20 protein-coding genes are annotated in these 25,747 nt (G+C 64.3%); 4 read left to right on the forward strand and 16 right to left on the reverse strand.

All coding sequences use genetic code 11. The annotated features are described in order from the left end of the window. The first annotated feature begins 26 nt into the window (after nucleotides 1–26). Nucleotides 27–1,187 carry an adenosyl-hopene transferase HpnH gene (gene hpnH, locus AC0L3K_RS20110; protein ID WP_007593619.1) on the forward strand — a complete coding sequence of 387 codons (1,161 nt, stop codon included), beginning with the start codon at nucleotides 27–29 and terminating at the stop codon, nucleotides 1,185–1,187. A 169-nt stretch (nucleotides 1,188–1,356) separates the two neighbouring features. Here the strand turns inward: hpnH and AC0L3K_RS20115 are convergent, their stop codons facing one another. The 6 genes from AC0L3K_RS20115 to AC0L3K_RS20140 all read right to left on the reverse strand — a co-directional run bounded on the left by AC0L3K_RS20115 (nucleotide 1,357) and on the right by AC0L3K_RS20140 (nucleotide 7,541). Then, nucleotides 1,357–2,106, reverse strand: coding sequence for a phosphorylase (locus AC0L3K_RS20115; RefSeq protein WP_473366746.1), 750 nt, complete (start codon nucleotides 2,104–2,106; stop codon nucleotides 1,357–1,359). Further along, entirely contained in the window at nucleotides 2,103–4,070 is a 1,968-nt protein-coding gene (gene shc, locus AC0L3K_RS20120; RefSeq protein WP_473366747.1) for a squalene--hopene cyclase, read from the reverse strand. Before shc ends, AC0L3K_RS20115 begins: the two co-directional genes overlap by 4 nt. A gap of 76 nt (nucleotides 4,071–4,146) precedes the next feature. Continuing rightward, nucleotides 4,147–5,400 carry a hydroxysqualene dehydroxylase HpnE gene (gene hpnE / locus AC0L3K_RS20125; protein WP_007593622.1) on the reverse strand — a complete coding sequence of 418 codons (1,254 nt, stop codon included), beginning with the start codon at nucleotides 5,398–5,400 and terminating at the stop codon, nucleotides 4,147–4,149. After that, entirely contained in the window at nucleotides 5,400–6,239 is an 840-nt protein-coding gene (hpnD, locus tag AC0L3K_RS20130) for a presqualene diphosphate synthase HpnD (RefSeq protein WP_473366748.1), read from the reverse strand. The genes hpnE and hpnD overlap by 1 nt, the downstream gene beginning before the upstream one ends. Beyond that, nucleotides 6,229–7,113, reverse strand: coding sequence for a squalene synthase HpnC (gene hpnC, locus AC0L3K_RS20135; protein ID WP_473366749.1), 885 nt, complete (start codon nucleotides 7,111–7,113; stop codon nucleotides 6,229–6,231). The genes hpnD and hpnC overlap by 11 nt, the downstream gene beginning before the upstream one ends. 194 nt (nucleotides 7,114–7,307) lie before the next feature. Then, nucleotides 7,308–7,541: a hypothetical protein gene (locus tag AC0L3K_RS20140; protein ID WP_007593627.1), complete on the reverse strand. Its 234-nt coding sequence runs from the start codon at nucleotides 7,539–7,541 to the stop codon at nucleotides 7,308–7,310. 462 nt (nucleotides 7,542–8,003) lie between these two features. On the opposite strand from AC0L3K_RS20140, the gene AC0L3K_RS20145 reads away from it, so the two are divergent. Then, entirely contained in the window at nucleotides 8,004–8,501 is a 498-nt protein-coding gene (locus AC0L3K_RS20145; protein WP_473366750.1) for a hypothetical protein, read from the forward strand. Nucleotides 8,502–8,624: 123 nt separating this feature from the next. Here AC0L3K_RS20145 and AC0L3K_RS20150 read toward each other — a convergent pair whose 3' ends face one another. The 4 genes from AC0L3K_RS20150 to AC0L3K_RS20165 form a co-directional block, all read right to left on the reverse strand. Then, nucleotides 8,625–10,988 (reverse strand): efflux RND transporter permease subunit, encoded by a 2,364-nt coding sequence (locus AC0L3K_RS20150; RefSeq protein ID WP_007593629.1) that lies wholly within the window; start codon nucleotides 10,986–10,988, stop codon nucleotides 8,625–8,627. Nucleotides 10,989–11,194: 206 nt separating this feature from the next. Further along, nucleotides 11,195–11,980, reverse strand: coding sequence for an ethanolamine ammonia-lyase subunit EutC (gene eutC / locus AC0L3K_RS20155; protein WP_473366751.1), 786 nt, complete (start codon nucleotides 11,978–11,980; stop codon nucleotides 11,195–11,197). A 6-nt stretch (nucleotides 11,981–11,986) separates the two neighbouring features. After that, nucleotides 11,987–13,573 (reverse strand): B12-binding domain-containing radical SAM protein, encoded by a 1,587-nt coding sequence (locus AC0L3K_RS20160; protein ID WP_007593631.1) that lies wholly within the window; start codon nucleotides 13,571–13,573, stop codon nucleotides 11,987–11,989. Between the two features lie 152 nt (nucleotides 13,574–13,725). Beyond that, nucleotides 13,726–15,108, reverse strand: coding sequence for an ethanolamine ammonia-lyase subunit EutB (locus tag AC0L3K_RS20165; RefSeq protein WP_473366752.1), 1,383 nt, complete (start codon nucleotides 15,106–15,108; stop codon nucleotides 13,726–13,728). Between the two features lie 220 nt (nucleotides 15,109–15,328). Here AC0L3K_RS20165 and AC0L3K_RS20170 point away from each other — a divergent pair, with 220 nt between their 5' ends. After that, entirely contained in the window at nucleotides 15,329–17,068 is a 1,740-nt protein-coding gene (locus AC0L3K_RS20170; RefSeq protein WP_219684820.1) for a methyl-accepting chemotaxis protein, read from the forward strand. A gap of 370 nt (nucleotides 17,069–17,438) precedes the next feature. Here the strand turns inward: AC0L3K_RS20170 and AC0L3K_RS20175 are convergent, their stop codons facing one another. Next, nucleotides 17,439–17,930, reverse strand: coding sequence for a septal ring lytic transglycosylase RlpA family protein (locus AC0L3K_RS20175; protein WP_473366778.1), 492 nt, complete (start codon nucleotides 17,928–17,930; stop codon nucleotides 17,439–17,441). Nucleotides 17,931–18,165: 235 nt separating this feature from the next. Beyond that, nucleotides 18,166–19,098, reverse strand: a complete 933-nt coding sequence (locus AC0L3K_RS20180) for a LysR substrate-binding domain-containing protein (RefSeq protein ID WP_219684800.1) — start codon at nucleotides 19,096–19,098, stop codon at nucleotides 18,166–18,168. 106 nt (nucleotides 19,099–19,204) lie between these two features. Here AC0L3K_RS20180 and AC0L3K_RS20185 point away from each other — a divergent pair, with 106 nt between their 5' ends. After that, a complete protein-coding gene (locus AC0L3K_RS20185) occupies nucleotides 19,205–20,647 on the forward strand; it encodes an MFS transporter (RefSeq protein WP_473366753.1) in 1,443 nt (480 codons plus the stop codon). Between the two features lie 123 nt (nucleotides 20,648–20,770). Here the strand turns inward: AC0L3K_RS20185 and AC0L3K_RS20190 are convergent, their stop codons facing one another. The 4 genes from AC0L3K_RS20190 to AC0L3K_RS20205 form a co-directional block, all read right to left on the reverse strand. Continuing rightward, on the reverse strand, nucleotides 20,771–22,003 hold the full coding sequence (locus AC0L3K_RS20190) for an acyl-CoA dehydrogenase family protein (RefSeq protein WP_007593638.1): 1,233 nt from the start codon (nucleotides 22,001–22,003) through the stop codon (nucleotides 20,771–20,773). A 187-nt stretch (nucleotides 22,004–22,190) separates the two neighbouring features. Next, complete coding sequence (locus AC0L3K_RS20195; protein WP_219684798.1) at nucleotides 22,191–23,399, reverse strand: ABC transporter substrate-binding protein; 1,209 nt, start codon at nucleotides 23,397–23,399, stop codon at nucleotides 22,191–22,193. Nucleotides 23,400–23,511: 112 nt separating this feature from the next. Beyond that, nucleotides 23,512–24,087 carry an HdeD family acid-resistance protein gene (locus tag AC0L3K_RS20200; protein WP_007593641.1) on the reverse strand — a complete coding sequence of 192 codons (576 nt, stop codon included), beginning with the start codon at nucleotides 24,085–24,087 and terminating at the stop codon, nucleotides 23,512–23,514. 127 nt (nucleotides 24,088–24,214) lie between these two features. Further along, nucleotides 24,215–25,738 (reverse strand): FAD-dependent oxidoreductase, encoded by a 1,524-nt coding sequence (locus tag AC0L3K_RS20205; RefSeq protein ID WP_473366754.1) that lies wholly within the window; start codon nucleotides 25,736–25,738, stop codon nucleotides 24,215–24,217. Between the last annotated feature and the right edge of the window lie 9 nt (nucleotides 25,739–25,747).

Raw genomic sequence — 25,747 nt, forward strand, 5'->3', positions numbered from 1 at the left:
ATTTCAAGCCCAGAAAGAAACTTGTAATGGCTATCCCCTTCTTCAAGGAAATGCGTATCGGCGGCTATTTGATCAAGCAGAAGCTGCTTGGCCGCAAGCGCTATCCGCTCGTGCTGATGCTGGAGCCGCTGTTCCGCTGCAACCTCGCCTGCGTCGGCTGCGGCAAGATCGACTATCCGGACGCGATCCTCAACCGCCGCATGACCGCACAGGAGTGCTGGGACGCGGCCGACGAGTGCGGCGCGCCGATGGTCGCCATTCCCGGCGGCGAGCCGCTGATCCACAAGGAGATCGGTGAGATCGTGCGCGGCCTCGTGGCGCGCAAGAAGTTCGTCTCGCTCTGCACCAACGCGTTGTTGCTCGAGAAGAAGCTCGATCTGTTCGAGCCCTCGCCCTACCTGTTCTTCTCCGTGCATCTCGACGGTCTGAAGGAGCACCACGACAAGGCGGTGTCGCAGAAGGGCGTGTTCGACCGCGCCGTCTCCGCGATCAAGGCGGCCAAGGCCCGCGGCTTCACCGTCAACGTCAACGCCACCATCTTCGACGGCCATCCGGCCGAGGAGATCGCCAAGTTCTTGGATCTCACCGTCGAGCTCGGCGTCGGCGTCTCGATGTCTCCGGGCTACGCCTATGAGCGGGCGCCCGACCAGGAGCACTTCCTCAACCGCACCAAGACCAAGAAGCTGTTCCGCGACGTCTTTGCGATGGGCAAGGGCAAGAAGTGGAATTTCATGCATTCCGGCCTGTTCCTGGACTTCCTCGCCGGCAACCAGGAATACGAGTGCACGCCCTGGGGCATGCCGGCGCGCAACATCTTCGGCTGGCAGAAGCCCTGCTATTTGCTCGGTGAAGGCTACGCAAAAACCTTCAAGGAGCTGATGGACACCACCGACTGGGAGACCTACGGCACCGGCAAGTACGAGAAGTGCGCCGACTGTATGGCCCATTGCGGCTACGAGCCGACGGCGGCGACCGCAGCCATCAACAACCCGCTGAAGGCGATGTGGGTGTCGCTGCGCGGGATCAGGACCACGGGTCCGATGGCCCCGGAGATCGACATGAGCAAGCAGCGCCCGGCGCAGTACATCTTCTCGGCGGAAGTGCAGAAGCGCCTGTCGGAGATCCGCAAGGACGAGGCCGCCGCCGCGCAGGAGAAGGCGGCGCGGAAGGCTTCCACCGCCGCGTAAGCGCGACGCCCTGTAGCCCGGATGGAGCGCAAGCGAAATCCGGGACGGCCCCTCGCTTTGAAGACGTCGGATTGCGCTCCGCTCCATCCGAGCTACGCACACCGAAATAGAAAAGGCCCGATCGCCAATGGCGACCGGGCCTTTTGTTTTTAGTGATCGCAGAAACCGCTCAGGCTGCCTCAGAGACCAGCGCCTCGCTCTCCACGAGCTCGGTACCAATCAAATAGTCGCGGCAACCGCGCAAGCTGCGCAGCGCGCGGTTGAAGTCGAGGCCGGTCGAGACCAGTCCATGCAGCGCGGTCGGATTGCGCACGATGCCGCGCAGCACGGCCAGCACGTCGATCTGGCCGTTCGGCTTGATGGCGGCGCGGGCGAGCGCCGGCAGCGCGCGATGGGCGGGATCGCTGATGACGCGGACCGCGGCGAACGGCAAGCCGGCTTCGGCGGCGTAGGCGGCCGCGATGTGGCTTTCCATGTCGACGGCGGCAGCTCCGGTCTCCGAATGCAGCGCCGCCTTGCAGGAGCGCCCCGTGACCACTTCCTCGGCACCGGCGAGGCTGCCGCGCACGACGCGGCGACGCCCCGACGTCAGGCGGTCGATCAGGTCGTCCCCGAGCGACAGGCCGGCGGCCCAGCGGGTGTCGCCCGCGAGCACCTCGGTCGCCAGCACGACGTCGCCGGAGCGCAGCGTCGGGTCGAGCCCGCCGGCCACGCCGAACGAGATCACACCGCGAATCGTCTCGGGATCCAGCACCGTCAACAGCGCCCGCAACTGGGTCGGGCTGCTCGACGAACAGATCACCGCCATTCCGGGCCCGGCCGCGATGCGGGCCTCCTGAACCAATCCAGTCACGATCAATATCAGCCTCGGATCAACGGTTTGACCCGCGGTAAGATAGTCCCCCGTCCCCAAAGTCACATTCCGACCCCTACCACCCTGCTGTTGGTGTTCCGCAAGTTCCGATACCGCGCCAACGCCCACAGCGGGAAGAACTTCGGGTAACCATGGTACCGTAGATAGAATACACGGGGAAAGCCTGTGGCGGTGTACCGCTGTTCGTCCCACAGTCCTTTTTCGTTCTGTGTTGCAATCAGGTACTCCACCCCGCGGGCGACGGCCGGGTGATCAACCTCGCCAGCAGCCATCAAGGCAAGCAAGGCCCATGCCGTTTGCGATGCGGTCGAGGGGGCGGCTTCCCAGCCTCGGTAGTCCAGCCGGTAGCTGACGGCATCCTCGCCCCAGCCGCCGTCCTGATTCTGGATCGAGGCCAGCCAGCCGGCGGCTTTCCGGATCATGGGGTCGTCATGGCGGACGCCGGCCATGTTGAGGGCGCACAGCACCGACCAGGTTCCATAGATGAAATTCATGCCCCAGCGGCCGTACCAGGACCCTTCCGGGTGCTGGGTCTTGCGGAGGTAGGCGACGCCCTCGGCGACATGCTTGCTGGTCTTCGCGGTCTCGCCGAGCTGGGCCAGCATCGAGATGCAGCGCGCGGTGACGTCCTCGGTCGGCGGGTCGAGCAGCGCGCCATGGTCGGAGAACGGGATGTTGTTCAGATAATATTCGAGGTTGTTGACGTCGAAGGCGGCCCAGCCGCCGTCGTCGCTCTGCATGCCCTCGATCCACTCCCGGGCACGCTCAATCGCGGCGTCATAGCCGGTCGCACCGTGCTCCCGGCGCATCCGGTCCATCGACATCACCACCACCGCGGTGTCGTCGAGATCGGGATAATGGGCGTTGTTGTACTGGAAGGCCCAGCCGCCCGGGCGCACGTCGGGCCGCTTCACCGCCCAGTCGCCCTTCACCTCGAGCTCCTGCTTCGGGATCAGCCAGTCGAGACCCTGCTTGGCCGCGGGCACCGCTCTGTCACCGCCGGCTTCGAGCAGCGCGTGGGCGGTCAGCGTCGTGTCCCACACCGGCGAGACGCAGGGCTGGCAATAGGCCTCGTCGTCCTTGATCACGAGCAGCTTGTCGATACCACGGCGCGTGATCGCGCGCGGCGGATAGGTCTCATCCTTGCCGAGCGCGTCGTACATCATGACGATGTTGGCCATCGGCGGATAGATCGCGCCCATGCCGTCCTCGCCGTTCAACCGCTCCTCGGTGAAGGCGAGCGCGGCATCGATCGCGCGCTTGCGCAGGCTCTTGGGAAACATCGGCTCGACCACGCGCAAAATGCCGTCGAGCGCGCGGAACAGCACGAACCAGGCCATGCTCTGGTGCGGCGCCTTGGCCGTCATGCCAATCGAGCGCGGATCCTGCAGGAACAGCTCGTCGATGCCGACACCCTTGGGATTCTTCGCCCGTGGCTTCAGCGCGGCGATGACCATCAGCGGCACCATGGTGGTGCGTGCCCAGTAGGAGATCTTGTTGATGTGGAACGGCGACCAGAACGGCAGCAGCACGATCTCGATCGGCAGCACCGGTACCGCGCGCCAGGTCACGACGCCAAACATCGCAAGCATGAAGCGCGTGAAGACGTTGCTGTGAATGGCGCCGCCGCGGGAATGGATCGCCTCGCGCGCACGCACCATGTGCGGCGCGTCGATGGAATCCCCGATCATCTTCAACGCGAAATACGCCTTCACGCTGGCGCTCATGTCGAACTCGCCATCATGCACCAGCGGCCAGCCGCCATGGACGCCCTGAACGCGGCGAAGATAATTGGCGATCTTGGCTTCGAGCACGGCATCGACCGGCTCGGCGAGATAATGGCGCAGCAGCACGTATTCGGCCGGAATCGTGCAATCGGCCTCGAGCTCGAACACCCAATGCCCGTCGGATTGCTGGAAGCCGAGGACGCCTTCGGTGGCCGACGCAATGCTCGATTCCAAGTTCCCGAATTCTTGGGCTTCGCGGCTGGTCGCGTTCACGGAATCCATCTCGCTCGATTGCTCCGATAGTCGATTGAATTGGCCGAAATTGACCGGGACAAATACCCGTCAGGGCCGCCTGTCACTATCCCTTGGCGGCCAGAACCAGATCGGCGGCGCGATCACCGGATCGGACCGATCCCTCGATGGTTGCAGGCAATCCCGTAGCAGTCCAATCGCCTGCAAGAAACAGGTTTTTCAGCGCAGTGACCGGCCCTGGACGCAGGGCATTCTGCGCCGGCGTCGCCGCGAATGTGGCACGGCGCTCGCGCACGATCTGCCAAGGGGGCAGCTCGCCGGACACACCGCCCGCCTTGCACACGTCGTTCCAGATCGCCTGCGCGAGTTCCTCGCGCGGCATCTCGACCAGACGGTCGCCGTTGCTGATGGTGACGGACAGCCGGTTCGGGAACGCAAACAGCCATTCCACGACGCCGCCGATCACGCCGAGGATCGGAGCCGATCCCGCTGGCGGCTCAACGCGGAAATGCGCATTCACGATGGCGCGGAATTCGGTCGGCGTCTTCAGGCCCGGCAGCAGGTTGGAGGCAGCGCGCGGCGGTACCGCCATCACGACGACGTCGCCCTCGCCGATCTGGATCACATCCTCGCCGCCGAAATTCAGCGCGCCGACCTTGCCGTCATGGGTCGCAAACGAGCGCAGCTCATGGCCGAGCTGAACGCTGTGCCCGCGCTCCTGCAGGAACGTCACGGCAGGCTCGATCAGCACCGCGCTGAGCCCGTCGCGCGCGATCAGGGGACGGCAGGCCTGCCCGCCGGCGAGCAGCGTCTCGCGCACGATCGCGCCGGCAAGCCCAGCTGAGCCTTCGGGTGGATCGACGTTGAGCGCCGCCAGCAGCAGCGGCTGCACCAGGCGCTGATAGAGCACGCCCTCGCAGGGAATGGACTTGCCGACCAGCGTCTCTTCCGATGCCCAGATCAGCGGCGCCAGCTTCAGGTAATCGGTCAACCCGGTGTCGGGGACGCGGCGGCTCTCGTCGAGCACCCAGGTCGGGAGCCGGCCGTCGCCGAGGTCAATCTGCCAGCGCTGCCCGGTCGTGAGGTCGACAAAGGGAAACTGCGCGCGCTCCGGACCGACGAGGCCCGCTTCAGTGCCGATCGAGCGCGCGTAGGCGCGCGCATGGCTGTTGCCGGACAGCAGCAGATGGTTGCCGTTGTCGATAGTGAGATTGGTGGCGCCGTCGAAATAAGAACGGCAGCGGCCGCCGGCCTGCTGGGTCGCCTCGTGCACGGCGACCTTGAAGCCGGCATTGGCAAGCCGCACGGCGGCGGAGAGGCCGGAAATTCCAGCGCCAATGATGTGAGCTGTTTTTTGCATCAGATGAGAGCGTATCGGAGCAGGATGGCGATGCGTGTGATCTTCGACACACGCACCGGCTCACGCGGCGCGTTGAACCCGCGCGCGATCAGAAGATCCAGAATGGCATGATAGTATTTCGACATCATCCGGGGCGCGCGCACCGCGCGGCGCCGATTGCGGTTCATGATCTCGTCCGACTTCTCGAAATACACCTTTGCGCGCTGCGCCAGCGGCAGGCAGACCTTCGGCAGCGCGCGCTCGACGATCACGCGGTCCGGATCGCTGGAAGTGATGCCGGCATGCAGCAGCGCTTCGCGCGGCAGATAGAGCCGGCCGAGGCCCGCGTCCTCGTCGATGTCGCGCAGGATGTTGGTGAGCTGGAGCGCGCGGCCGAGATGATGGGCGAGCTCGATGCCGTCTTCTTCCGGCAGGCCGAAGACGCGGACCGACAGCCGCCCCACGGCACTCGCGACGCGATCGCAGTAGAGATCCAGCGTCGCCATGTCGGGCGCGCGGATGTCCTGCGGCACGTCCATCTCCATGCCGTCGACGATCGCGAGGAAATCCTCGCGCTTGAGGCCGAAGGTCTTCACCGAGGCGACGTAGTCCTTCAGCCGTGGCGGCGGATTGCCCTGGTAGAGCGCATCGATGTCGTTGCGCCACGCCTGAAGGGCGGCGAGCCGCTCGTCGCGCGGTCCGTCGGAATCGGCGATGTCGTCGACCTGGCGGCAGAAGCTGTAGATCTGGAACATCGCTTCGCGCTGGTCGTGCGGCAGGATGCGCATCGCGGCGTAGAACGAACTGCCGGATGCGGTCGAGCCATAATTGGCGCCGGGCGAGGTCGCCTCAAGCGTCATGTGCAGTCCCCGGTCTGGAAATGGCCTTGCGTCCGACCGCGCGGCGGCCGACTTCGCCGATCATGCCGGCGAGGCTGAAGGTGAGGAGCTCGAGCTTGTTCAGGTGCACGCGCTCGCGCAGAGGATCGCGCACCTTCAACAGGCGCACAATGCGGTCGGCATAAGCCTGGATCACCGAGACCTCGATGCCGAGGCGGAAATCCCTGATCTCCGCAGCTAGCGACCTGCCCTCGTCGAGCAGCGCTTCGTTGCGCACGGCGAGAGCCTGAAGGCAGGCCAGCATCGCCGGTGGCGATTGCGCCTCTCCGAGCTGCTCGACCGAGGCGCCACTCGCAGCCAGCGCATCGCGCGGCAGATAGACGCGGTTGAGCTCGCGGAAATCCTTGCCGCAATCCTGAAGATGGTTGTTGATCTGCAGCGCTGCGCAGAGCGCATCCGACGCGGCCCAGGTCGAGGTGCTCTCACCATGGACGTCGAGCATGAAGCGGCCGACCGGCATCGCCGAGTAGCGGCAATAATGGATGACCTCGTCCCAATTCTCGTAGCGCAACTTGGTCACGTCCATGCGGAACGCGATGAGCACGTCGAGCGCGTGGCGCGGCGCCATGCCGCGTTCGGCCAGTGCGTGCCGCAAGCTGACGGCCTCGGCCTGGGTGTCGCCCCTGCCGAGCAATTCCGCCTCGAGCAGGTCGAGATAAGCGAGCTTCTCGTCCGGCGGCAGCGTGGCGTGGTCGGCGATGTCGTCGGCGGTGCGGACGAAATTGTAATACGCCAGGATCAGCGCGCGATGACGCGGATGAATGATCCAGGACGCGACGGGAAAATTCTCGTCGCGCTCACCCTTGCCGGATCGCAATTCGCTCGCAGAGGTCATCGAGGGCTGGTCTACAATCGTTTGGACAGGAAGGGCTTTTTCGCTCGCGCTAGCCCGTGCGGGCGATGCCGCCGCGGCCCCCATATAGGGGAATACGGCCGCAAAACCAATCCTGTCTCTCGATGGCTGCCCCTTGCGGATCAGGCCCGAAAAGGCGGCCCCGGAGGCCGCCTTTTGTGGGCCAGTGGCCGAGCTTACTGGTTGTGGTTCTTCAGGACCTGGTCACAGGCCTGCGAAATCTTGGCCCGGTTCTCCTTGAGGCAGGCCAGGATGGTGAAATCGCCCTGGTCGATGACCGGACGGCAGAGCTTCTGCACATCGCGCGAGCAGGCCTTCTGCTCGGCGTCCGTGCCGCGCCCTTGCTGGGCGAACGCTGCGGTCGAGAGGGAGGCCGACAGCAAGGTGAGAGCGACGAGAAGCTTACGCATTGTATTCCTTCATTCTGACGGCAGAATCGCACCAATCCCGGACAGCACAGGGCGACGACCGGAGCGGATTGTTCTGATGGGCAAGTCGCCGCGGGAGTAGCGGCCTCGGAGAAGGCACAAGCACTGGCAAATGCGGCCAAATTGGCGCCACGTCCACCAAATGAGGTCTTCCCTGCGCCTTCTGTGACAAATGTAAGAGACTGATACTATGTCATAATTCAGGTGCGTCGCGTTTTGCTGCGCACCTGTTGCAGAGCTGCATCTCTACATCCCGCCATGGGCCCCAGAAACATGCCGAAACGCAGAGAATCCGGAGGCCGATCATGGCAAGTGCGCTTCGCGATGCCGACATGTGGGCGGCCGGCCATTGAACCTGACACAGGCTCGGAACACTAAACCTTCGATGTGGCGAGACGTCCTTGGTGACAAGCGGACGTCGTTCCAAAACGGGATATTTTGAAGATGATTTTTTTTGGGCGATCTGAACTGGCAATCAAGGCGGCCGGCATCGGCGCTGTGCTGCTCTTCTCGGTTTCGACAAGTCAGGCTCAGTCGTCCGGACCGTTTGCAGGTTTCGAGGGCGCATGGACCGGCACGGGTACGGTGTCGCTGTCCGACGGCTCCACCGAGCGCATCCGTTGCAAGGCCGATTACAAAGTTGCCGGCACCGGTCTCAGCCTCAAGCAGGCGTTGCACTGCGCGTCCGACAGCTACAAGTTCGACCTCACCAGCGACGTGACCAGCCAGGGCGAGCGGATCTCCGGCAATTGGAGCGAGACCAACCGCAACATCTTCGGCAATCTGCAAGGCACCGCCGGTGGCGGCCAGATCGAGGTGTTCGTCGAGGCCAACGGCTTTGCCGCCAATTTGTCGCTGCGCACCAACGGCACCAAGCAAACGGTGCAGATCTCATCCAAGGGCGAGATTCGCGGCGTCAACATCACGATGACGAAGGGCTGACGGCTCTTACCGCTTCGAAAGCAACAAGCCCCGGTTCTCGCGAACCGGGGCTTTGTTGTTTTCGGGAGACGCGGCGCAATCGCCCGGACCGCGCCGATTCGAGTGTCTGATGAACGAAGCCGTTCAGATCGCCGGCTTGTCGCCCTGAAGCTTGGCGTGCAGATTGATCAACCACATCGCCGTCGGCCGCAGGATGAAGAGGTCGGCGACGAGCGCCATCACCATCGAGAAGGCGCTGAGCCAGCCGAACAGCCGTAGCGACGGCAGGTCGGAGAACACCGTGACGACGAGACCGCAGGCCAGCACCAGCGTGGTCAGGATCAAGGCCGGGCCGACCAGCACGGTGGCGCGCTCCACCGCGAGCGCCGAGCCGACGCCCGGCTTGCTCTCGAGCCTGAGGCGGTTGAGGAAATGGATGGTGGCGCTTAAGCCGAGGCCGAACGAAACGGTCAGAGCCACGACGCTGGCGAATTGCAGTCCCTCACCCATCGCCCACAGCACCGTTCCCGACATCACAACGGGGAAGATGCCCGGCAGGATGCAGGCGAACATCACCACCCAGGAGCGGAAGGCCAGGCCGATGAAGATCGCGACCAGCGCGAATTCGACGGTCAGCCCGCGGTTGAGCTTCTCGATCATGCCGGCCGAGTTGCGCGCGGCAATCGCGGCAAGACCCGTGACCGCCACTTCATAGCCGGGATGCTTCTTGCGAACGGCGTCGAGCTCGGTATCGAGCTTGTCGACGATCGGAAGGAGCTGGCTGGAATCCTTGTCCGGCACGCGACCTGCGACCACGACGGCGTCCTGCTCGGCATCGATGAACCGGCGTACCAGATGCTCCGGAATGACGCTGACATATTCCTTCAGGGTCGCGACGTCGGCGCTGCCGGCCTTGTCCGCGAGCCAGCGGCGCAGGGTCTCGACCGACCAGACATTGCCGACACCGGCTGCCTTCTCCACCGTCGCGTGCACATCCGCGATGGTCTGCAGCGTCTCCGGCGAATAGAGCGATTCACCCTTGGGGAACTGGATCAGAACGTTGACCGGGTTGGCGCCGGTGAGCTTGGCGTCGAGCCGGTCGCTGGCGGCGACCGCCTGGCGCTTGTCCGGCACCTGGTCGGCGAGCCGGTAGCGCGGCTCCAGATTTGCGTAGATGACGCCGAGGCCCGCCACGAACACCACCGCGATCAGGCTGAACAGGCCAGGACGGCCCACCATGCGCACCGCGATCCAGTAGCAGAAATTACGCAGCGCCTGCACGCCGGCATCCGCGCTCTGGAACTTGGTCGCAAAGACCTTCTCGTTGCGCACCAGCAGCACGCCGAACACCGGCACCAGCGACAACACCGCGACCAGCGCGATGATGGTGGCGGCGAGACCCGCCTCGCCAAACTTGCGGATCAGATCGGAGTCGGAGAACTGGAGCGCGATGAAGGAAATGCCGGCGGTGCCGTGCGTCAGCACGCAGGCCGGTCCCACCACCAGCACCGCGTTCTTGAACGCGGTGAACTTGTCCTGGCCCGCGATCAGCCGGTCGCGCGCGGCGAAGGTGAGCTGCATCGAGTCCGAGAAGCTGATGACCATGATGAGCGGCGTCATCACGTTCAGGAACATGTTGAGGTTGAAATTGGCCCAGCCGAGCGCGCCGAGCGCCAGCAGGATCGCAATCATCGGCGGGAACGCCGCCGCCACCATGAACGAGATCTTGCGGAAGAAGATGATGGCGATGACACAGCCGGCGAGAATGCCGAGGATGTTGTAGGTGAGCCCGTCGCGCTCGACCGCGTTGCGGATCTCGAGCTGCATCACCGGCACGCCGGAAAGCTGCACGTTGAGGCCGGTGTCGCCGAGGTCTTCCTTCATCAGCGCGCGGATGTCGGCGACGGTCTTGGTCAGCTTGTTGGAGGCGACCACCTCCGGATCGAGCGAAAGCACGATCAGCGCCAGCGTGCCGTCCTCGGACAACAGCTTGCCGCGGATGATCTCGTTGGCTTTGACGCCCTCGATGAACTTGTCATAGGCCGCGCCCTCGGGCAGCTCGGGCGGGAACAGCGCGGCGGGAAGCTTGCCCGGCGCCGGCGCCTGACGCGCGGAGAACAGCGAGACCAGTCCGCGCGTACCCTCCACCAGCTGCATGTCGGTGACGAAGTCGCGCAGCTTCTCGAGGTTGTTCCGCGCCAGCAGGGTCTTGCCCTCGACTACGACGAGGACGTCGAATTCTTCGGCCGGGAACTTCTTGGTCACCGCTTCGTACTGGCGGAATTCCGGCGTGTTGGACCGGAACAGCTGCGACAGCGAATCGTCGATCTTGATCCGGTGGATGCCGAACACGGCGCCGACGATCAGGACGAGCAGGACGATGCAGGAGACGATGGGCGCCCGGACGGCGAACAGCCCGATGCGCTCCAGCCCGAAGGCGATCGAGGACGCAGGTCCCTGCTCGACCTTGTCGACATGAACCTCACTCTCGCTGTGCTTTTCGAGCATGCCTTGTCCAGTTCCTAAATCGGCTCGGGTCTGTGAGCTTGTCGCGCCCCGCGAACGGCTTGAAAATGCCATACCAATGGGAGGCTTGCCCTTTGAAAATGCGCAGAAAATCGCCGCGAGGGGTTTAGCAGGTCAATCGCCCTTCTCGCAAGCAGGCGGAGTGTGGCCGAATCGATCAAGATGTGGCGATTTTGCCTTAATGCCCTTCATCCGGGCAAAGCCGTGCCAATTCGACGCGGCGCGCGGTCTGCGCTGTCGTCCTTCAGCGCCACACCGGTCACTTCCCGCGCGAGCCCCTCGCGGACCAGCCAGGCGATCTTGAAAGCAGCCTCGTCATAGCTCAACCCGGCCTTGTGGATGTTCGACACGCAATTGCGCTCGGCATCGGTGCGGCCCGGCTTCGGGGCGAAAGTCAGATAGGCGCCGAGACTGTCGGGCGCCGACAGGCCCGGCCGCTCGCCGATCAGCGTCGCGACCATGCGCGCGCCGAGAATGGCGCCGATCTCGTCGCCGAGCGCGACACGCGCGCCTGAGGCGACCACGACATGGCCGATCGCGACACCATCGCCGGCTGCGAGCAACGGCAGCAGGCGAATCACCAGCGCGGCCGCATGGGCGTGGACCGCCGCAGCCGACAGCCCATCGCCAATCACGACCGCGAGTTGGCACGGCTCCGAGGCGCTCCGCGCCAGAGCCTCGACTGATCCGGCATCCAGCCGTCTGCCCAGATCGGGCCGCCGCAAATAGTCCCTGCGGTCGACCGCCCGGCTGTTCGCCTCGGTGACGACGAGGCCGAGCGCGCGGAGATCCGCGACCAGCCGCGGCGCATCGAACACGGCATGCACGGCATCGCGGGCGCGGGCATGGTCCAGCGTGAAATCGAGCAGTGCCCGCGTCGGCAGGCTCGCGCCGCTGCGCCCGAGCGCGACGCGCGCAGGCGTGAGCGACCGCAGATCGAGGGTCGGACGACGCGGGATGGCCGGATCAGACATGTTGTGTCATTCGGCGGGGACGGAGGCCTCGCGTAGCCGGATCGAATAGTTCGAGGCGTTCTGCTGGCCGGTCGAGGCCGCCCGCGCAAAGGTAATGAGATGGTGCGCGATCAGAGTGCAGCCGATCAGGCCTTCGAGATCGCCGCGCTTGATGCGGCCCAGCGCGAACTTCCAGAACACGCGCTTGTAGTCGCCGAGCACGCCGACCTTCCAGAAGATGTTTCGCAGCATGACGAGGCCGCGCCTGATGTTGGGCCAGGTCTTCATCTCGTCCGGCGTCGGCATCTTCAGGCGATGCACGTAAACGTGGTCGCATTGATACTGGAAGCGCGCGTAGACCTTCTCGGGCTCGTAGGCGACGGCCATGGCGTGTTTCCAGGATGCGACGACGTCGTCGTAGGGCAACAGGAAGTTGACATTGGAATCGCGGCCGTCGTCCTCGACCAGGCGTCCCTCGCGCTCCAGACGGTCCCATAGCGGCGTCTTCGGCAGCGCCTGAAGCAGGTTGATCGTGAGCAGCGGAATCCGGGAGTCCTCGACGAAGGCGAGCAGCGCCTCCGAAGTGTTAGGCTTGTCGGTGTCGAGCCCCATGATGATGCCGGACACGACCTCCATGCCGTAGGAGTTGATGGTTTGCACGCCCTCGAGGATCGGGACCATCATGTTGTGGTCCTTGTGCATCGCCTTCAGCGCATCGGGATCGGGCGTCTCGATGCCGCAGAAGATGGTGACGAAATAGGCCTCGCGCATCTTCTCGAGGATTTCCGGCCGCTTGGCGATGTTGAGCGTCGCCTCGCAGGCGAGCCGCACCATATAGCCGGTCCTCTTCTGCCATTCGATCAGATGCGGCAAGAGGTCCAGCGCCGCCTTGCGGTTGCCGATGAAATTGTCGTCGACGAAATAGACCGTGTCGGTCATGCCGCATTCGCGCAGGCGGTCGAGTTCGGCGATGATCTGCTCCGGCGATTTGATGCGCGGATTGCGGCCGTACAGCCCTGGGATGTCGCAGAACTCGCACTGATACGGACAGCCGCTGGAATACTGGATGCTGCCGAGGAAGTATTTCTTCACGTCGGCGAGCTCGTAGGCCGGGATCGGAAACTCCGTCATCGGCACGCGGTCTTTGGTGGTCAGAACCACCTGGGTCTCGGGACGCGAGATGTCGCGCGACAGTATTTCGAGCAGCTGATTGGTGGCGTCGCCGAGCTCACCGACATGGAGATAGTCGAACGACGGATAGTAATCCGGGCAGGCGCTGACGGAGGGACCGCCAAGCGCGACCGGCAGGTCGAACTCATGGGCGCGGCGGCAGATGTCGTTCATCTGCTGGCGCTGGATGTGCATGCCGCTGACGAAGACCGCCTCCGCCCATTCGAACTCCTCCTTCGTCGTACGGCGCAGGTTCTCGTCGACGAATTTGACCTGCCATTCCCTGGGCAGATAGGCGGCGAGCAGCAAAAGTCCCTGCGGCGGCATGAAGGCGCGGACGCCATCGGTCAGGGGGTAGGAATGCTCGAACGTCCCGAACGACGATGTGTATCGCGGAAACACGCAGAGAATCCGCCGGGACGTCCCGTTACTTTCAGCTCGCATCAAAGCTCCCCCGCCACGCTCGACTTAGCTGCGGAAATTGCCAGACAGCCACATAGCGTAATGCTGCCGCCGGAATTTCTCAATATTGTGGCATGAGCATAATTCCTTAGGGCACCAATGGTTTCCTCGGGCCGCCGGGTGCTTCCGCCGCGTCACGCGATCAGCCGGGAGGCAAAATCGGGCAGCAGGCCTGCATCGCCGGCAAGACGGAAATCGGCGCCCGCAATGCCGGACCGCACCAGCCAATCGTCGAATTCCGGCGCGCGGCGCAGTCCGAAGACGTCGCGGACATAGAGCGCGTCGTGAAAAGACGTGGACTGGTAGTTCAGCATCACGTCATCGGCGCCGGGGACACCCATGATGAAGGTGACGCCGGCGGCCGCGAGCAGCGTCAGCAGATTGTCCATGTCGTCCTGGTCCGCCTCGGCGTGGTTGGTGTAGCAGATGTCGATCCCAAGCGGCAGGCCGAGCAGCTTGCCGCAAAAGTGATCCTCCAGCCCGGCCCGGATGATTTCCTTGCCGTCGTAGAGATATTCCGGGCCGATGAAGCCGACCACGCTGTTGACCAGGAGGGGCGCAAAGGCGCGGGCGACCGCATAGGCGCGCGCCTCGCAGGTCTGCTGGTCGACGCCGTGATGGGCGTTGGCCGACAGCGCCGAGCCCTGCCCGGTCTCGAAATACATCACGTTCTGCCCAACCGTACCGCGCCTCTGCGACAACCCGGCCTCTTGCGCCTCCTTGAGAAGCGCGAGGTCGATACCAAAACTGCGGTTGGCAGCCTCAGTGCCGGCGACCGACTGGAACACGAGGTCGACCGGCGCCCCCTGCCCGATCAGCGACAGCGTCGTGGTGACATGGGTCAGCACGCAGCCCTGTGTCGGAATCTTCAGCCGCGCGATGACCTCGTCGAGCAGCCGCAGCAATTGGCCGATCACGGCCGGGTCGTCGCTCGCCGGGTTGATGCCGATGCAGGCATCGCCGGCGCCGAGCAGGATGCCATCGAGGATGGAGGCGGTGATGCCCCTGGCGTCGTCGAAGGGATGGTTGGGCTGCAGCCGGGTGCTCATCCGGCCCTTCAGGCCGATGGTGTTGCGGAAAGCGGTGGTGATCTCGCATTTCCGCGCCGCCAGGATCAGATCCTGGTTGCGCATCAGCTTCGAGACCGCGGCGGCCATCTCCGGGGTGATGCCGCCGGCCAGCTTGCGCAAGATTTCGGGCGTCGCGGCATCCGACAGCAGCCAGTCGCGAAAGGCGCCGACCGTCAGAGAAGCCACCAGCGCGAAGGCCTTGGCGTCGTGGCTGTCAATGACGAGGCGGGTGACCTCGTCAGTCTCATAGGGGATGACGGTTTCCTGCAAGAACTGCCCGAGCGGGACGTCGGCCAGCGCCATCCGCGCCGCGATCATCTGTTCGGCACTGGCGGCGGCGATCCCGGCCAGGCGGTCGCCGGAGCGCGGCGGCGTCGCCTTGGCGAGCAGGTCGCGCAAATCCGGGAATGTGTAGGTCGTGGCGTCGATGGTGTGGCGGTAGACCAAGGGTCTCTCCGGGGTTCGTCGGCCAGTGACCGAGTCCAGCACGATCCCAAGACTATACCTTCAGATCAAGACGCTGAAATATCTACCTTTCCTTCGACCGAGGGCGAAGGGCGCCAAACCCGGCGTTAACGCTGCGTCCATCTTCATTCTGCATAGTTTTGCAATAACTTGCACGACCGCGCTCTCCGGCCGCTCCCGGCCATTCGGGCCCCTGAAAACCATGACAACTGACCGACCTGGGAATGCCACCGGCCTCGCCGGCCGCTTCACGCTTGCCAACAAGCTCTACGCCATCTTCGCGCTGTTCGCGCTTCTCACGGCGGCGATCGCGATGCTGTCCGACTACAACAGCCGCCGCGGCGCCGAGCTGACCACCGCGATCGAGACCGCGAACGCCGCCGCGCTGAACGTCGAGCGGGTCAACTCGCTGGTCTATGCGGTCGTGATGGAATCGCGCGGCGTCTACATGTCGACTGAACCGGCCGTGGTGAAGAAGTACGGCGAGGGCCTGCTCAAGTTCAACGCCCAGATCCTTGACGTCGTGAAGCGCTGGGAGACCATCGTCAAGGCTGACGATGCCGAGCAGTTCGCCACGTTCAAGAAGCGCATCGAGCAGTTCGTCGAGTTTCGCAAGGAGCTGGTGCGCCGCGGCGTCGAGATCAATGCGGCCGCGGGCCGTGAATGGGGCGACAACGACGCCAACCGCGCCGTGCGCTCGGCGCTGAACAAGGATCTCGAGGCGCTGTCCAAGGTCTATGCCGAGCGTGCAAGGCAAATCGCGCACGAGACCGAGACCAATCGCACCCTGTCCTTGGTCCTGACTTGCCTCGCCGGCGTGGCGCTCGCCCTCGTCGTGATCGGCATCGTCATCATCGCCCGTTCGATCGCACGCCCCCTCTCCGCCATCACCGCGACCATCAAGCAGGTCGCTGACGGCGCCGAGAACGTCGTGGTGCCCCACTCTGACCGGGCCGACGAGATCGGCGCACTGGCACGCGCGATCCAGATCTTCCAGGACGCGATGGAGCGCAACCGCAATCTCGCCTCGCAGGTCTCGCAGGACTCCGCCGCGCGCGAGGAGCGCGCCCGCCACATCGAACAATCCGTCGACGCGTTTCGCGAGGCGATCGGCGCGATCATGCGCGGCCTCAGCGACAACGCCTCGGTCATGCGCGAGACGGCGCAGACCATCACCCGCGTCACCGCGGACGCGAGCAGCCGCGCCGGCACGGCGGCGAACGCCACCGAACAGGCTTCGCACAACGTCACGGCGGTGGCAGGCGCGGCCGAGGAGCTGTCTGCATCGGTGGTGGAGATCGGCCGGCAGGTGCGGCAATCCGCCGGCGCGGTCGAGCAGACCGGCCAGCGCACCGAGAAATCGATCGCCGAGATCGAGAGCCTGGCGGCCGCCACGCAACGCATCGACGGCGTGCTCAGCCTGATCCAGGCGATCGCCGAGCAGACCAATCTGCTCGCGCTCAATGCCACCATCGAGGCCGCGCGCGCGGGCGATGCCGGCCGCGGCTTTGCCGTCGTCGCGCATGAAGTCAAGGCGCTCGCGGGGCAGACCGCGAAGGCGACGGCCGACATCAGCGAAAACGTCTCGATGATCCAGTCCTCCACCCGCAACGCGGTCGACGCCGTCCGCGAGATCGGCGGCGCAGTGCGCGAGATCAACGACGTCACCTCGGCGATCGCCGGCGCCATCGGCCAGCAGGACGCCGCCACGCGCGAGATCTCGTCCAACGCGCAATCGGCGGCCCAAGGCAACGAGACCCTCGTCGCCAACATCAGCTCGCTCCGCGACGCCATCGGCGAGACCGACACTGCGGCCTCCTCGGTGCTGACGGCTGCGAGCAGCGTGACCGAGACGGCGGAGACGCTGTCGCGCGAGGTGGAGAAGTTCTTCCAGAACCTGCGCTCGGGCGCAGCGGACGGCCGCGTCGCCAAGGCGGGCTAGCAGCACGTCCATCGCCAGCAGAGTCGGCGGTGGGGTCTCTCCAGCAAAAAACGCGAAAACAACCCCATGCACAGTAGCCGGGGACAGCGATATCAATGGCTTGGCTCTAGTCCAAATATATTCGTATTTTACGAAATGACATTTGACTCGTCGGGCAAAACACCGGCATGATGTCATCATGGCGAAGGCGCGCCGCCCGAGACCTTGGTCGTCCTGCCGAGGGAATGTACGCGCGAATTTTCCCGCCAACGAAGCGTCGTGTCTCCACGCGTCAGGCACGCTTCCCGCCGATCGAGACAAACGCGATGAAGCCATCGAGGCGCTCGACTGTTCTGGACGGGCGTGTTGCTCGACGTTCTGATGCGACGGTTCAGCCAACCGGTCCGGGTGTCCAATCGCCGCCGGCAAGCGGCCGGACTTTTACGTCAGGAATGACCCCGCGCTCCAGGCTCGGATCGAAATGGCGCATCGTCCGCTCATTGAAGTCGATGATGCGGCCCGGCCTTAGCGGTCCCACGTCATTTATCCTGACGATGACCTTCTTGCCGACGGCCTCGACGAGGGCATATTTCGGCTTCGCGCCAAATTGGACCCCTCCGAATTTCTTACGCAAGCTCGTCTTGATGGCGGCCGACCAGACCCAGGGATCATAGCGCTCGCCGGAAGCCGTCTTCGGGCCGCCCTCCTCTTTGCCGGGCTTGAACGGATTGTACATGGATGCCGCGCCAACGATCGCTTCCCCGGAAGCGGCATTGTCGGCGGCGCTTGAGTGAACCCCACCAGCTTCACATCGCGCAATAGAAACGGAAACGGCAAGCGCAACCACGGCGCCGCAAATTGCGGCGCTCGATCGAAACACCATTATATCTCCTGTGATTTTCGATTGTTCGGTTCCGATGCCGCAAATCGTTTTGCGGGTCGAGCCAACCCCTGGCTCCGGAACCGTTTGTAGGAACCCCAACGGTTCCAGCACGGCGTTTTAGTTGTCGCCGTCTAAGACAGACATTGCGTCAACAGCATGACGACGAGAGCCCCGACGAATAGCTGCGAACTGACAGTGCCGGCCCCTAACAAATCGGCAGAGGGCCGGCAAAGGACTATGCAGCCGAAATATTCCTCACGGTCGTCTCGGCCTGCTCGGCGAGCCAATTCACGAATAACTCGACGCTGCGATCGCCGATCAAATCGGCTGGCCACTGGGCAACCTGAATTTTCGTGCACTCGACTGCGGGGTAATCGGCGAGTGCGGACACGAGGCGTCCAGACGAAACCGCATCTGCCACAAGAAGTGAGCGCCCAAGTGTCACCCCGGCTCCTTCGGCCGCAGCCGACATGCACATTCCCATGTCGTCCAGCGTCAGGCTGCCAGCGGCAGCGCCCGATTTCGGCAATCCCAGGCGTCTAAACCAGGAGGGCCAACCCCAGTCGCCGGTCGCGTTGTCGCCTTTGTGGATGAGCGGCAGGGCCAGTAAGCCGTCGGGGTCCGTCAAGGGACGCCGCCGGGGCAACAGGTGCGGCGCACAGACGGGAAAAATCCGCTCCCAAAACAGCGGCAATTGAGTAGACGTCCGCCGTGCGTCTTCGCCGGCGTTCCAGACAATTCGCACGTCGAGCGGCCGCTTTGAACTGTCACCCGTCTCCAGTGGTTTGAGATCAACGTTGATCGACGGATATCGCGCCGTAAAGTCTGGTAGGCGGCGGACGAGCCACCAGGTTGCCAACGCCGAGCCGGCGCCCACGCGCAACGTCGTTCGGTTCGAGCGCCGCCGCACCTGAGCATCTAGCGCACCAAGCGCGTCGAGTGCTGCGGCAAGCTCTTGCCTAAGCTGCGCGCCGGCAGGTGTTATCCCGACCCCTGGATTCTGCCGCTGCAACAATGCAACCCCGAAATGGTCCTCCAGTTTTCGGATCTGATGGCTGACCGCACTCTGCGTGACGCCCAACTCCGCCGCGGCGCGCGTGAACGAGCCATGGCGGGTGACCGCGTCGAACGCGACAAGGGGCGCGAAGGGTGGCAAGCGGCGTGGCATCTCGATCTCCTCACGCCATGATACAGATTCATGAGGTTTTGAGGAACCATCATTCGACCAAAGCCCGTTGCCCGGCCATCCATGCTCCATGGAGGCCGAAACAGCCATGCTCGACAAACCTCAGCACAACGATGATGAAATGCCGAGCGCCAGTTGGCTTGCCGATGACGGCCATCGCGGCAATCGCATGTCCCTGGAAACGGCGACGCTGCTTGCAGCGTGCTTGAGCGGCGCTCTGTTTCAAGTCGACCTGACGGCTCTAGCCGCTGCCTTACCCGACATTGGCCACGACCTTGGTGCCGCCTCCGCACGAGCGGCCTGGGTCATCGACGTCTACAGCCTTGCTTTGATCTTCTGTTTGCCGATTGCAGGTAGCCTTGCTGACAGATACGGACGCGTTCAAATGTTCACTTGGGGTGCAGGGCTGTTTGGCCTGGCCTCTCTGCTGTGTGCGTGCGCCAACACGCTCGACGTTTTGCTGACATTCCGCACGTTGCAAGGTATCGCCGGTGCCTGCATCACCAGCACCTCGTCTGCCCTCCTTGCTGGTGCCTACGAGGGGCCCCGGCGCGCGCGGGCGTTTGGACTTTGGGGCACGATCGTCGGTGCCTCGATGGTCGCTGGCCCGCCGCTCGGATCGCTCCTGGCTGATACGATCGGGTGGCGCTGGATTTTCTGGATCAACTTGCCGCTTTGCGCCGTTTTGGTCTTCCTGGTGCTGTACAGAATTGGCAATGAGCTCGACCAGCAGCGTTCGAGCGCCAAGGTGGATTGGCTCGGTGCTGGCCTTCTTGCGACAATTTCGGCGGCGCTGGCGTTTATGTTGCTGGAAGCAGCCGCGCTTGGTGGCGTCGCCTCGGCGACGTTCCTGATGGGACTCGCCGCTTCGGGGATTGCGCTCCTCCTTTTCGTTTGGGTGGAACGCCGACATCCCAACCCGGCGTTCGATCTCAAGCTGTTCGGATCTCGGCAGTTCGTCGCGATGTGCCTCGTCCCGATGGCGGGATCGACCGGCTTCTGGTCGCTTCTCGTCTACGTGCCGCAATTGGCGCGCGGTCCGTTGGGTCTCAGTCCGTTTGAGGCGGGCTGGCTCCTGGTCGCGCTCACATTGCCGATGATGGTGTTGCCGCACTATGGAGCGGTTTTGACGACCCGCATCCCATCACGCTCGTTCTTCTGTGGTGGTCTCGCGCTTATCGGGGTGGCTGACCTGGCCCTTGGTGCAATCTCCGGCGGAAACGTGGGGCCGGACACGCTGGTAGTGACAGTCATTGCGTTGCTCGTCAGCGGGTCAGGCTGTGCCGTGATCAACGCGCAGATCACTGCCGCCGCCGTGTCGGCGGTTCCAAGCGATCGTGCGGCGACCGCATCTGCCATTTGCGTCACGATGCGCCAAATCGGTTTCAGCTTCGGGATCGCACTTTTGGGCGCGGCCCTGCAGTTCAGTTCGAATGGCGACTATCTCGCCCCGTTTATCGTTGCAGGCGCATCGACCCTTGCTCTGACAGCCATCGTCTATTGGCTTATGGATGAGAAACCGGCTGCATAGCGGCGGGTGATCGACGGCAGTTCAGGAGCAAAAATCAAAGTGTCGGCGTTGCCGCAATCTGCTTCACCCCCATGAGCGGGCATCCGCCGTCTATGACTGCACGCCCTTGCTAAGAGCAACCACCTACCCCTCCATCACCCCGCCCCGCTTGATCAGCTCCTTCCCCACCGCAGCCAGATGCACCTGATCCGGCCCGTCGCCGATGCGGATGAAGCGGGCGTAGACATAGGCGCGGGCGAGGAACGTGTCCTGCGAGACGCCGGCGGCGCCGTGGATCTGGATGGCGCGGTCGATAACGCGGGCGGCCATGCTGGGCACCACGATCTTGGCGGCCGCAATCAGGTCGCGCGCCATCTTGTTGCCCTCGCGGTCCATCCTGTCGGCGGCTTGCAGCGTCAAGAGCCGCGCCTGCGCGATCTCGCAGAATGAATGTGCGATGTCCTCGCGCACCGAGCCCTGCTCTGCGAGCGGCTTGCCGAACGCCGTGCGGGAGACCGCGCGCTGGCACATCAATTCGAGCGCACGCTGGGCGCAGCCGATCAGCCGCATACAATGATGGATACGGCCGGGGCCGAGCCGGCCTTGCGCGATCTCGAAGCCGCGGCCCTCGCCGAGCAGGATGTTCTCTGCGGGCACGCGAACGTTCTCGTAGACGATCTCGGGATGGCCGACCGGCGCGTCGTCATAGCCGTAGGTCAGCATGTCGCGCACGATGCGCACGCCGGGCGTCGCTTTCGGCACCAGGATCATGGATTGCTGACGGTGGCGGTCGGGATCGTCAGGCGCGGTCTTGCCCATCACGATCAGGATCTCGCAATCCTCGTTCATCGCGCCGGAGGTGAACCATTTGCGGCCGTTGATGACGTAGTCGCCGCCGTCGCGCCTGATCTCGCACTGGATGTTGGTGGCATCGCTGGAGGCGACCTGCGGCTCCGTCATCGAGAAGCCGGAGCGGATGCGCCCCTCCAAAAGCGGCTTCAGCCAGCGCTCCTGCTGTGCCGGCGTGCCGTAATTGGCCAGCACCTCCATGTTGCCGACATCGGGCGCCGAGCAATTGAAGACCTCGGGCGCCCAAAGGATGCGGCCCATGATCTCCTTCACGGGCGCATATTCGAGATTGGTCAAGCCAGTGTTGTTAAGGTCTTGGCCGTGCTCGCCGGAGAGGAACAGGTTCCAGAGCCCCTGCTCGCGCGCCAGCCGCTTCAGGTCCTGAAGGACCTGCGGCGTCTTGTAGCGTGTCGCTTCCGGCTTCACCTGCTCGTAATAGAGCTCCTCGACCGGCTCGACATGCGTCCGCATGAACCGGCGGACGCGCTCTTGCAATTCCATCGAGCGGGCGGAGTGTTGAAAATCCATTCTTGATCCTCCCGTTCGCCGAGCTTCGCGCCAGTATCGTAGGGTGGGCAAAGCGAAGCGTGCCCACCGCTTCTCTCGAAGCATTGATAGGTGGTGGGCACGGCGCAAGTGCGCCTTTGCCCACCCTACGATTCCGAACTCGCGGAGAGAGCTCCCTCAACCCGTTCGTCGACCTCGCGCAGTCCCCTCACGTGCCGCGCAATAGCTCGCTCGCGACGATCCAGTCATTGCCGTTGAACTGGAGCATATAGCCGTCCTTGATCGGGCGGAAATCCTGCGGCGTGGTGTTGAGCGTGATGCCGGGCATCAGCAGCGACAGCGGCACGTTCTTCAAATTGGCCGCCTGCGCCATGATGTTCTCGCGCGTCAGATTGTCCTTGCACTGCTTCAGCAAGACCACCAATGCCTCGGCAACGGTGTAGCCGTAGAGACCCGCGACGTTGTTGACGTCGGCATTGGGCAGGCGCTTCTTCATGAAGTCGATATAGGCCGTCATCGCCGGATCGTCCTTCGGCACCTCGACGAACGGCTTGAGCGAGCCGAGCGAGAGCACGCCCTTGCCGGCATCGAGGCCGGCCGGAACCATCACGGTGGCCTTGTTGGCGCAGCCCGAGGCGAGGAAGCGCGTCGCCTGCCAGCCGACCTCATGCGCTTTCCGGATCGCCTGGGCGCAGGCACGCGGCGTCACCGAATAGATCATGAACACGTCGGCCTTGGTGTTGGCGAGCGTCAGCACCTGGGAATCGACGGTGGGGTCGGCGACCTCGAAGCTCGACGCCATCGCGATCGCCTTGTCGGCGTCGGCACCAAGCGCTTCCTTGACGCCGCGCAGATATTCCTTGCCGGCATCGTCATTCTGATAGAGCACCGCGAAGCGCGCGTTCGGGTTCTTGGCACGGGCATAGGCGACGTCGATGGCGGCCTCGCTGGTGTAGTTCGGTGCCCATGGCAGCGCCATCGACCAGGGCATGTTGGCGGGGTCGTTCCACTTCGAGGCCGAGCTGATCAGAAACAGCTGCGGCACCTTGTTGCTGTTGAGATATTTCGCGATCGCCGAGCTCGGCGCGGTGCCCATGGTCGCGAAGATGAAGGCGACGCCGTCGCCTTCGACCAGCCGCCGCGCCGCTTCCATGGTCTTCGGCGGCGAGAAGGCGTCGTCGAGCGACAGGAGATTGAGCTTGCGGCCGTTGATCCCGCCCTTCTCGTTGACCTCGTCGAAATAGGCCGAGATCACCCTGCCGGTGATGCCGAGCGGCGATGCGGGGCCGCTATAGGGCATGGTGTTGCCGATCTTGATCTCGGTGTCGCTGATGCCGGGACCGTAAGATTTCTGCGCGGAGACAGGCGTGGACAAGCAGGCAGCCAAGGCTGCAGCCAGGACCAAAGCGGCTTTCATGGTTTCTCCCCGGTGATGATCGCCGCGCTGGTCGGAAGGCGCGGCGTGCTGCTTTTTGCCAGCACGCCAGATCAGCGGAGTTCCGTGAGAGGGTCTTGCGTCGAGTTGCTGATCAGTGGCGCCGCTTCAGGCTGAAGCCCAGGCTCACCCACCCCGCGCCCGCCATGATCAGGTCGATGCCGAGAAACAGGCCGAGGATGTAGACGCTGTTCACCGGCCAACGTGCCAGGATCAACAGCCCCAGCAGCAGCGTGATGGCGCCCGAGAGCGCCACCCAGACCCATGGACTTTCACGCTTCATGCTGAAGGCGAGAAAGAGCCGGACGGCGCCGGAGGCGAGCAGCGATGCGCCCAGGAACAGAGTCAGCAACACTGCAGCAAACAGCGGGTTCTCGAAGGTGAGAAAGCCCGCGATAACATAGAGTACGCCGAGCAAGGCCCAGATCACAAACTTGCCCCAGCTTTTCATCTGGAACGCGCCGATGATTTCGGCCGCGCCCGCGACGATCATCATGGCGCCAACCACGATGACGCTCGCCACCGTCGCCATTACCACGCTGCCAAGTGCGACGAAGCCGGCGACGAGGTAGACGACTCCCAAGGCTACGATCCAGCCCCATTTGGCATGCAGGGCCGAGATCCCGGAGCCCAGGCCGGAAGGATGGGAGGTATCCGAGGCACTTGTCATGACGGTGACTCCTGCATGGAAGCCCGCGAGCACAGGCCAGTATAGCGCGCGCCGCACCGGGACAACAGCCAGCACAGCAGCCCTCGCGGCCAGCAACATTGACGCAAATCAAGACCGGATGCGCGCCTCAGCCGCGTGTTCGCTCCATCTCCAGCTCGGCCTTGAGATTGTCGAGATCCCTATAAATTGAAGCAACCGCGAGGACGCGGCCGCCCTTGCGATACTTCAGCAGGCAGTCCTTGCCGGAAATGCTGCCGTCGATCGCGATGTCGTCGAAGCTCTCGGCATGGCCGACATAGTTGATCGGTACGTCATAGTGCTGAGACCAGAAGAACGGCACGGCTTCGAAGCGCTCGCGCTTGCCGAGCATGTTGCGTGCCACGGTCTGGCCCTGCCGCTCCGCCACGACCCAGTGCTCGACCCGGATGGTTTGCCGCGAATGCGGATCGGGCCAGCGCGCGATGTCGCCGGCCGCGAAGATACCGGCTATGCTGGTCTCCAGATATTCGCTGACGCTGACGCCCCGGTCGGCCGCAAGTCCCGCTTGCTCGGCGAGCGCGAGGCGCGGCTTGACGCCGATGCCGACCACGACCAGGTCGGCCTCGATCACGCCGCCGCTATTCAACGTGGCGCGCGTGCCGTCCAGCTTCTCCACCGTCTCCTTGAGATGGAAGATGACGCCGTTCTCCTCATGCAGCGCGCGCACGAAGTCGCCCATCTCGGGACCGAGCACCTTCTGCATCGGCCGTTCGTCCGGCGCGACCACGTGCACCTCGATCTTGCGTGCCCGCAAGGAGGCCGCAACTTCGAGGCCGATGAAGCTGGCGCCGATTACCAGCGCGCGCTTGGCGCTGGCGGCCGCCTTGATGATGGCGCGGCTGTCGGCGACGGAGCGCACCGTGTAGACATGAGGCTGGTCGGCACCCGGAATCTGCAATCTGACCGGCTCGGCGCCGGTCGCGAGCAGCAGCCGATCGAACGGCAGCCTGTCGCCGTTGCCCAGCGTCACGCTGCGCGTCTTCGCCTCGATCGCGGCGACATTCGTGTTGAGCCTGAGATCGATGCCGGCGTCCCGATAGTAGTCCTCGCCCCGCAGCGGCAGCCAATCCTCCGGCGCGTTGCCCGCGAGGTAATCCTTGGAGAGATTGGGCCGGTCCACCGGCATCGCGCTGTCATTGCTAAGCATGGTGATGGCGCCGGCAAAGCCCTCGCGACGGAGCGTCTCCGCCGCCGCGAAACCCGCCGCGCCGCCGCCGATGATAACGAATTTTTCCGGCGTTGGCGCTGTCCGATGAGGCGCCGGAGGCTTCGGCATCTCGCGCTTGCGCTCAACGATGATCTTGTCCTGATCGCGCGAGACCTCCCACACCGCCAGCGCATTCAGCGCCGGCGGACGGGTCGCCTCGCCTGACCGCAAGGAGAAGCAGGCGTGGTGCCAGGGACAGCGGATGGTGTCGCCAACCACCAGTCCTTCGGCGAGCGGGCCGTGATAGTGGCTGCAGGCCGGCTCGATCGCAAAGATCTCGCTGCCGGCCTGCACCAGCAGGACGTCTTCCTCGCCGACATGGCCGAGCAATTTGCCGCCCTTGAACGCGGCGAGCGTCACGCCCCTGCTCAGGTCGGGCCCGCTTGGCTTCTTGTCCTCAGTCATGGCGTTGCC

The organism is Bradyrhizobium sp. MI1.10 (assembly GCF_055811035.1).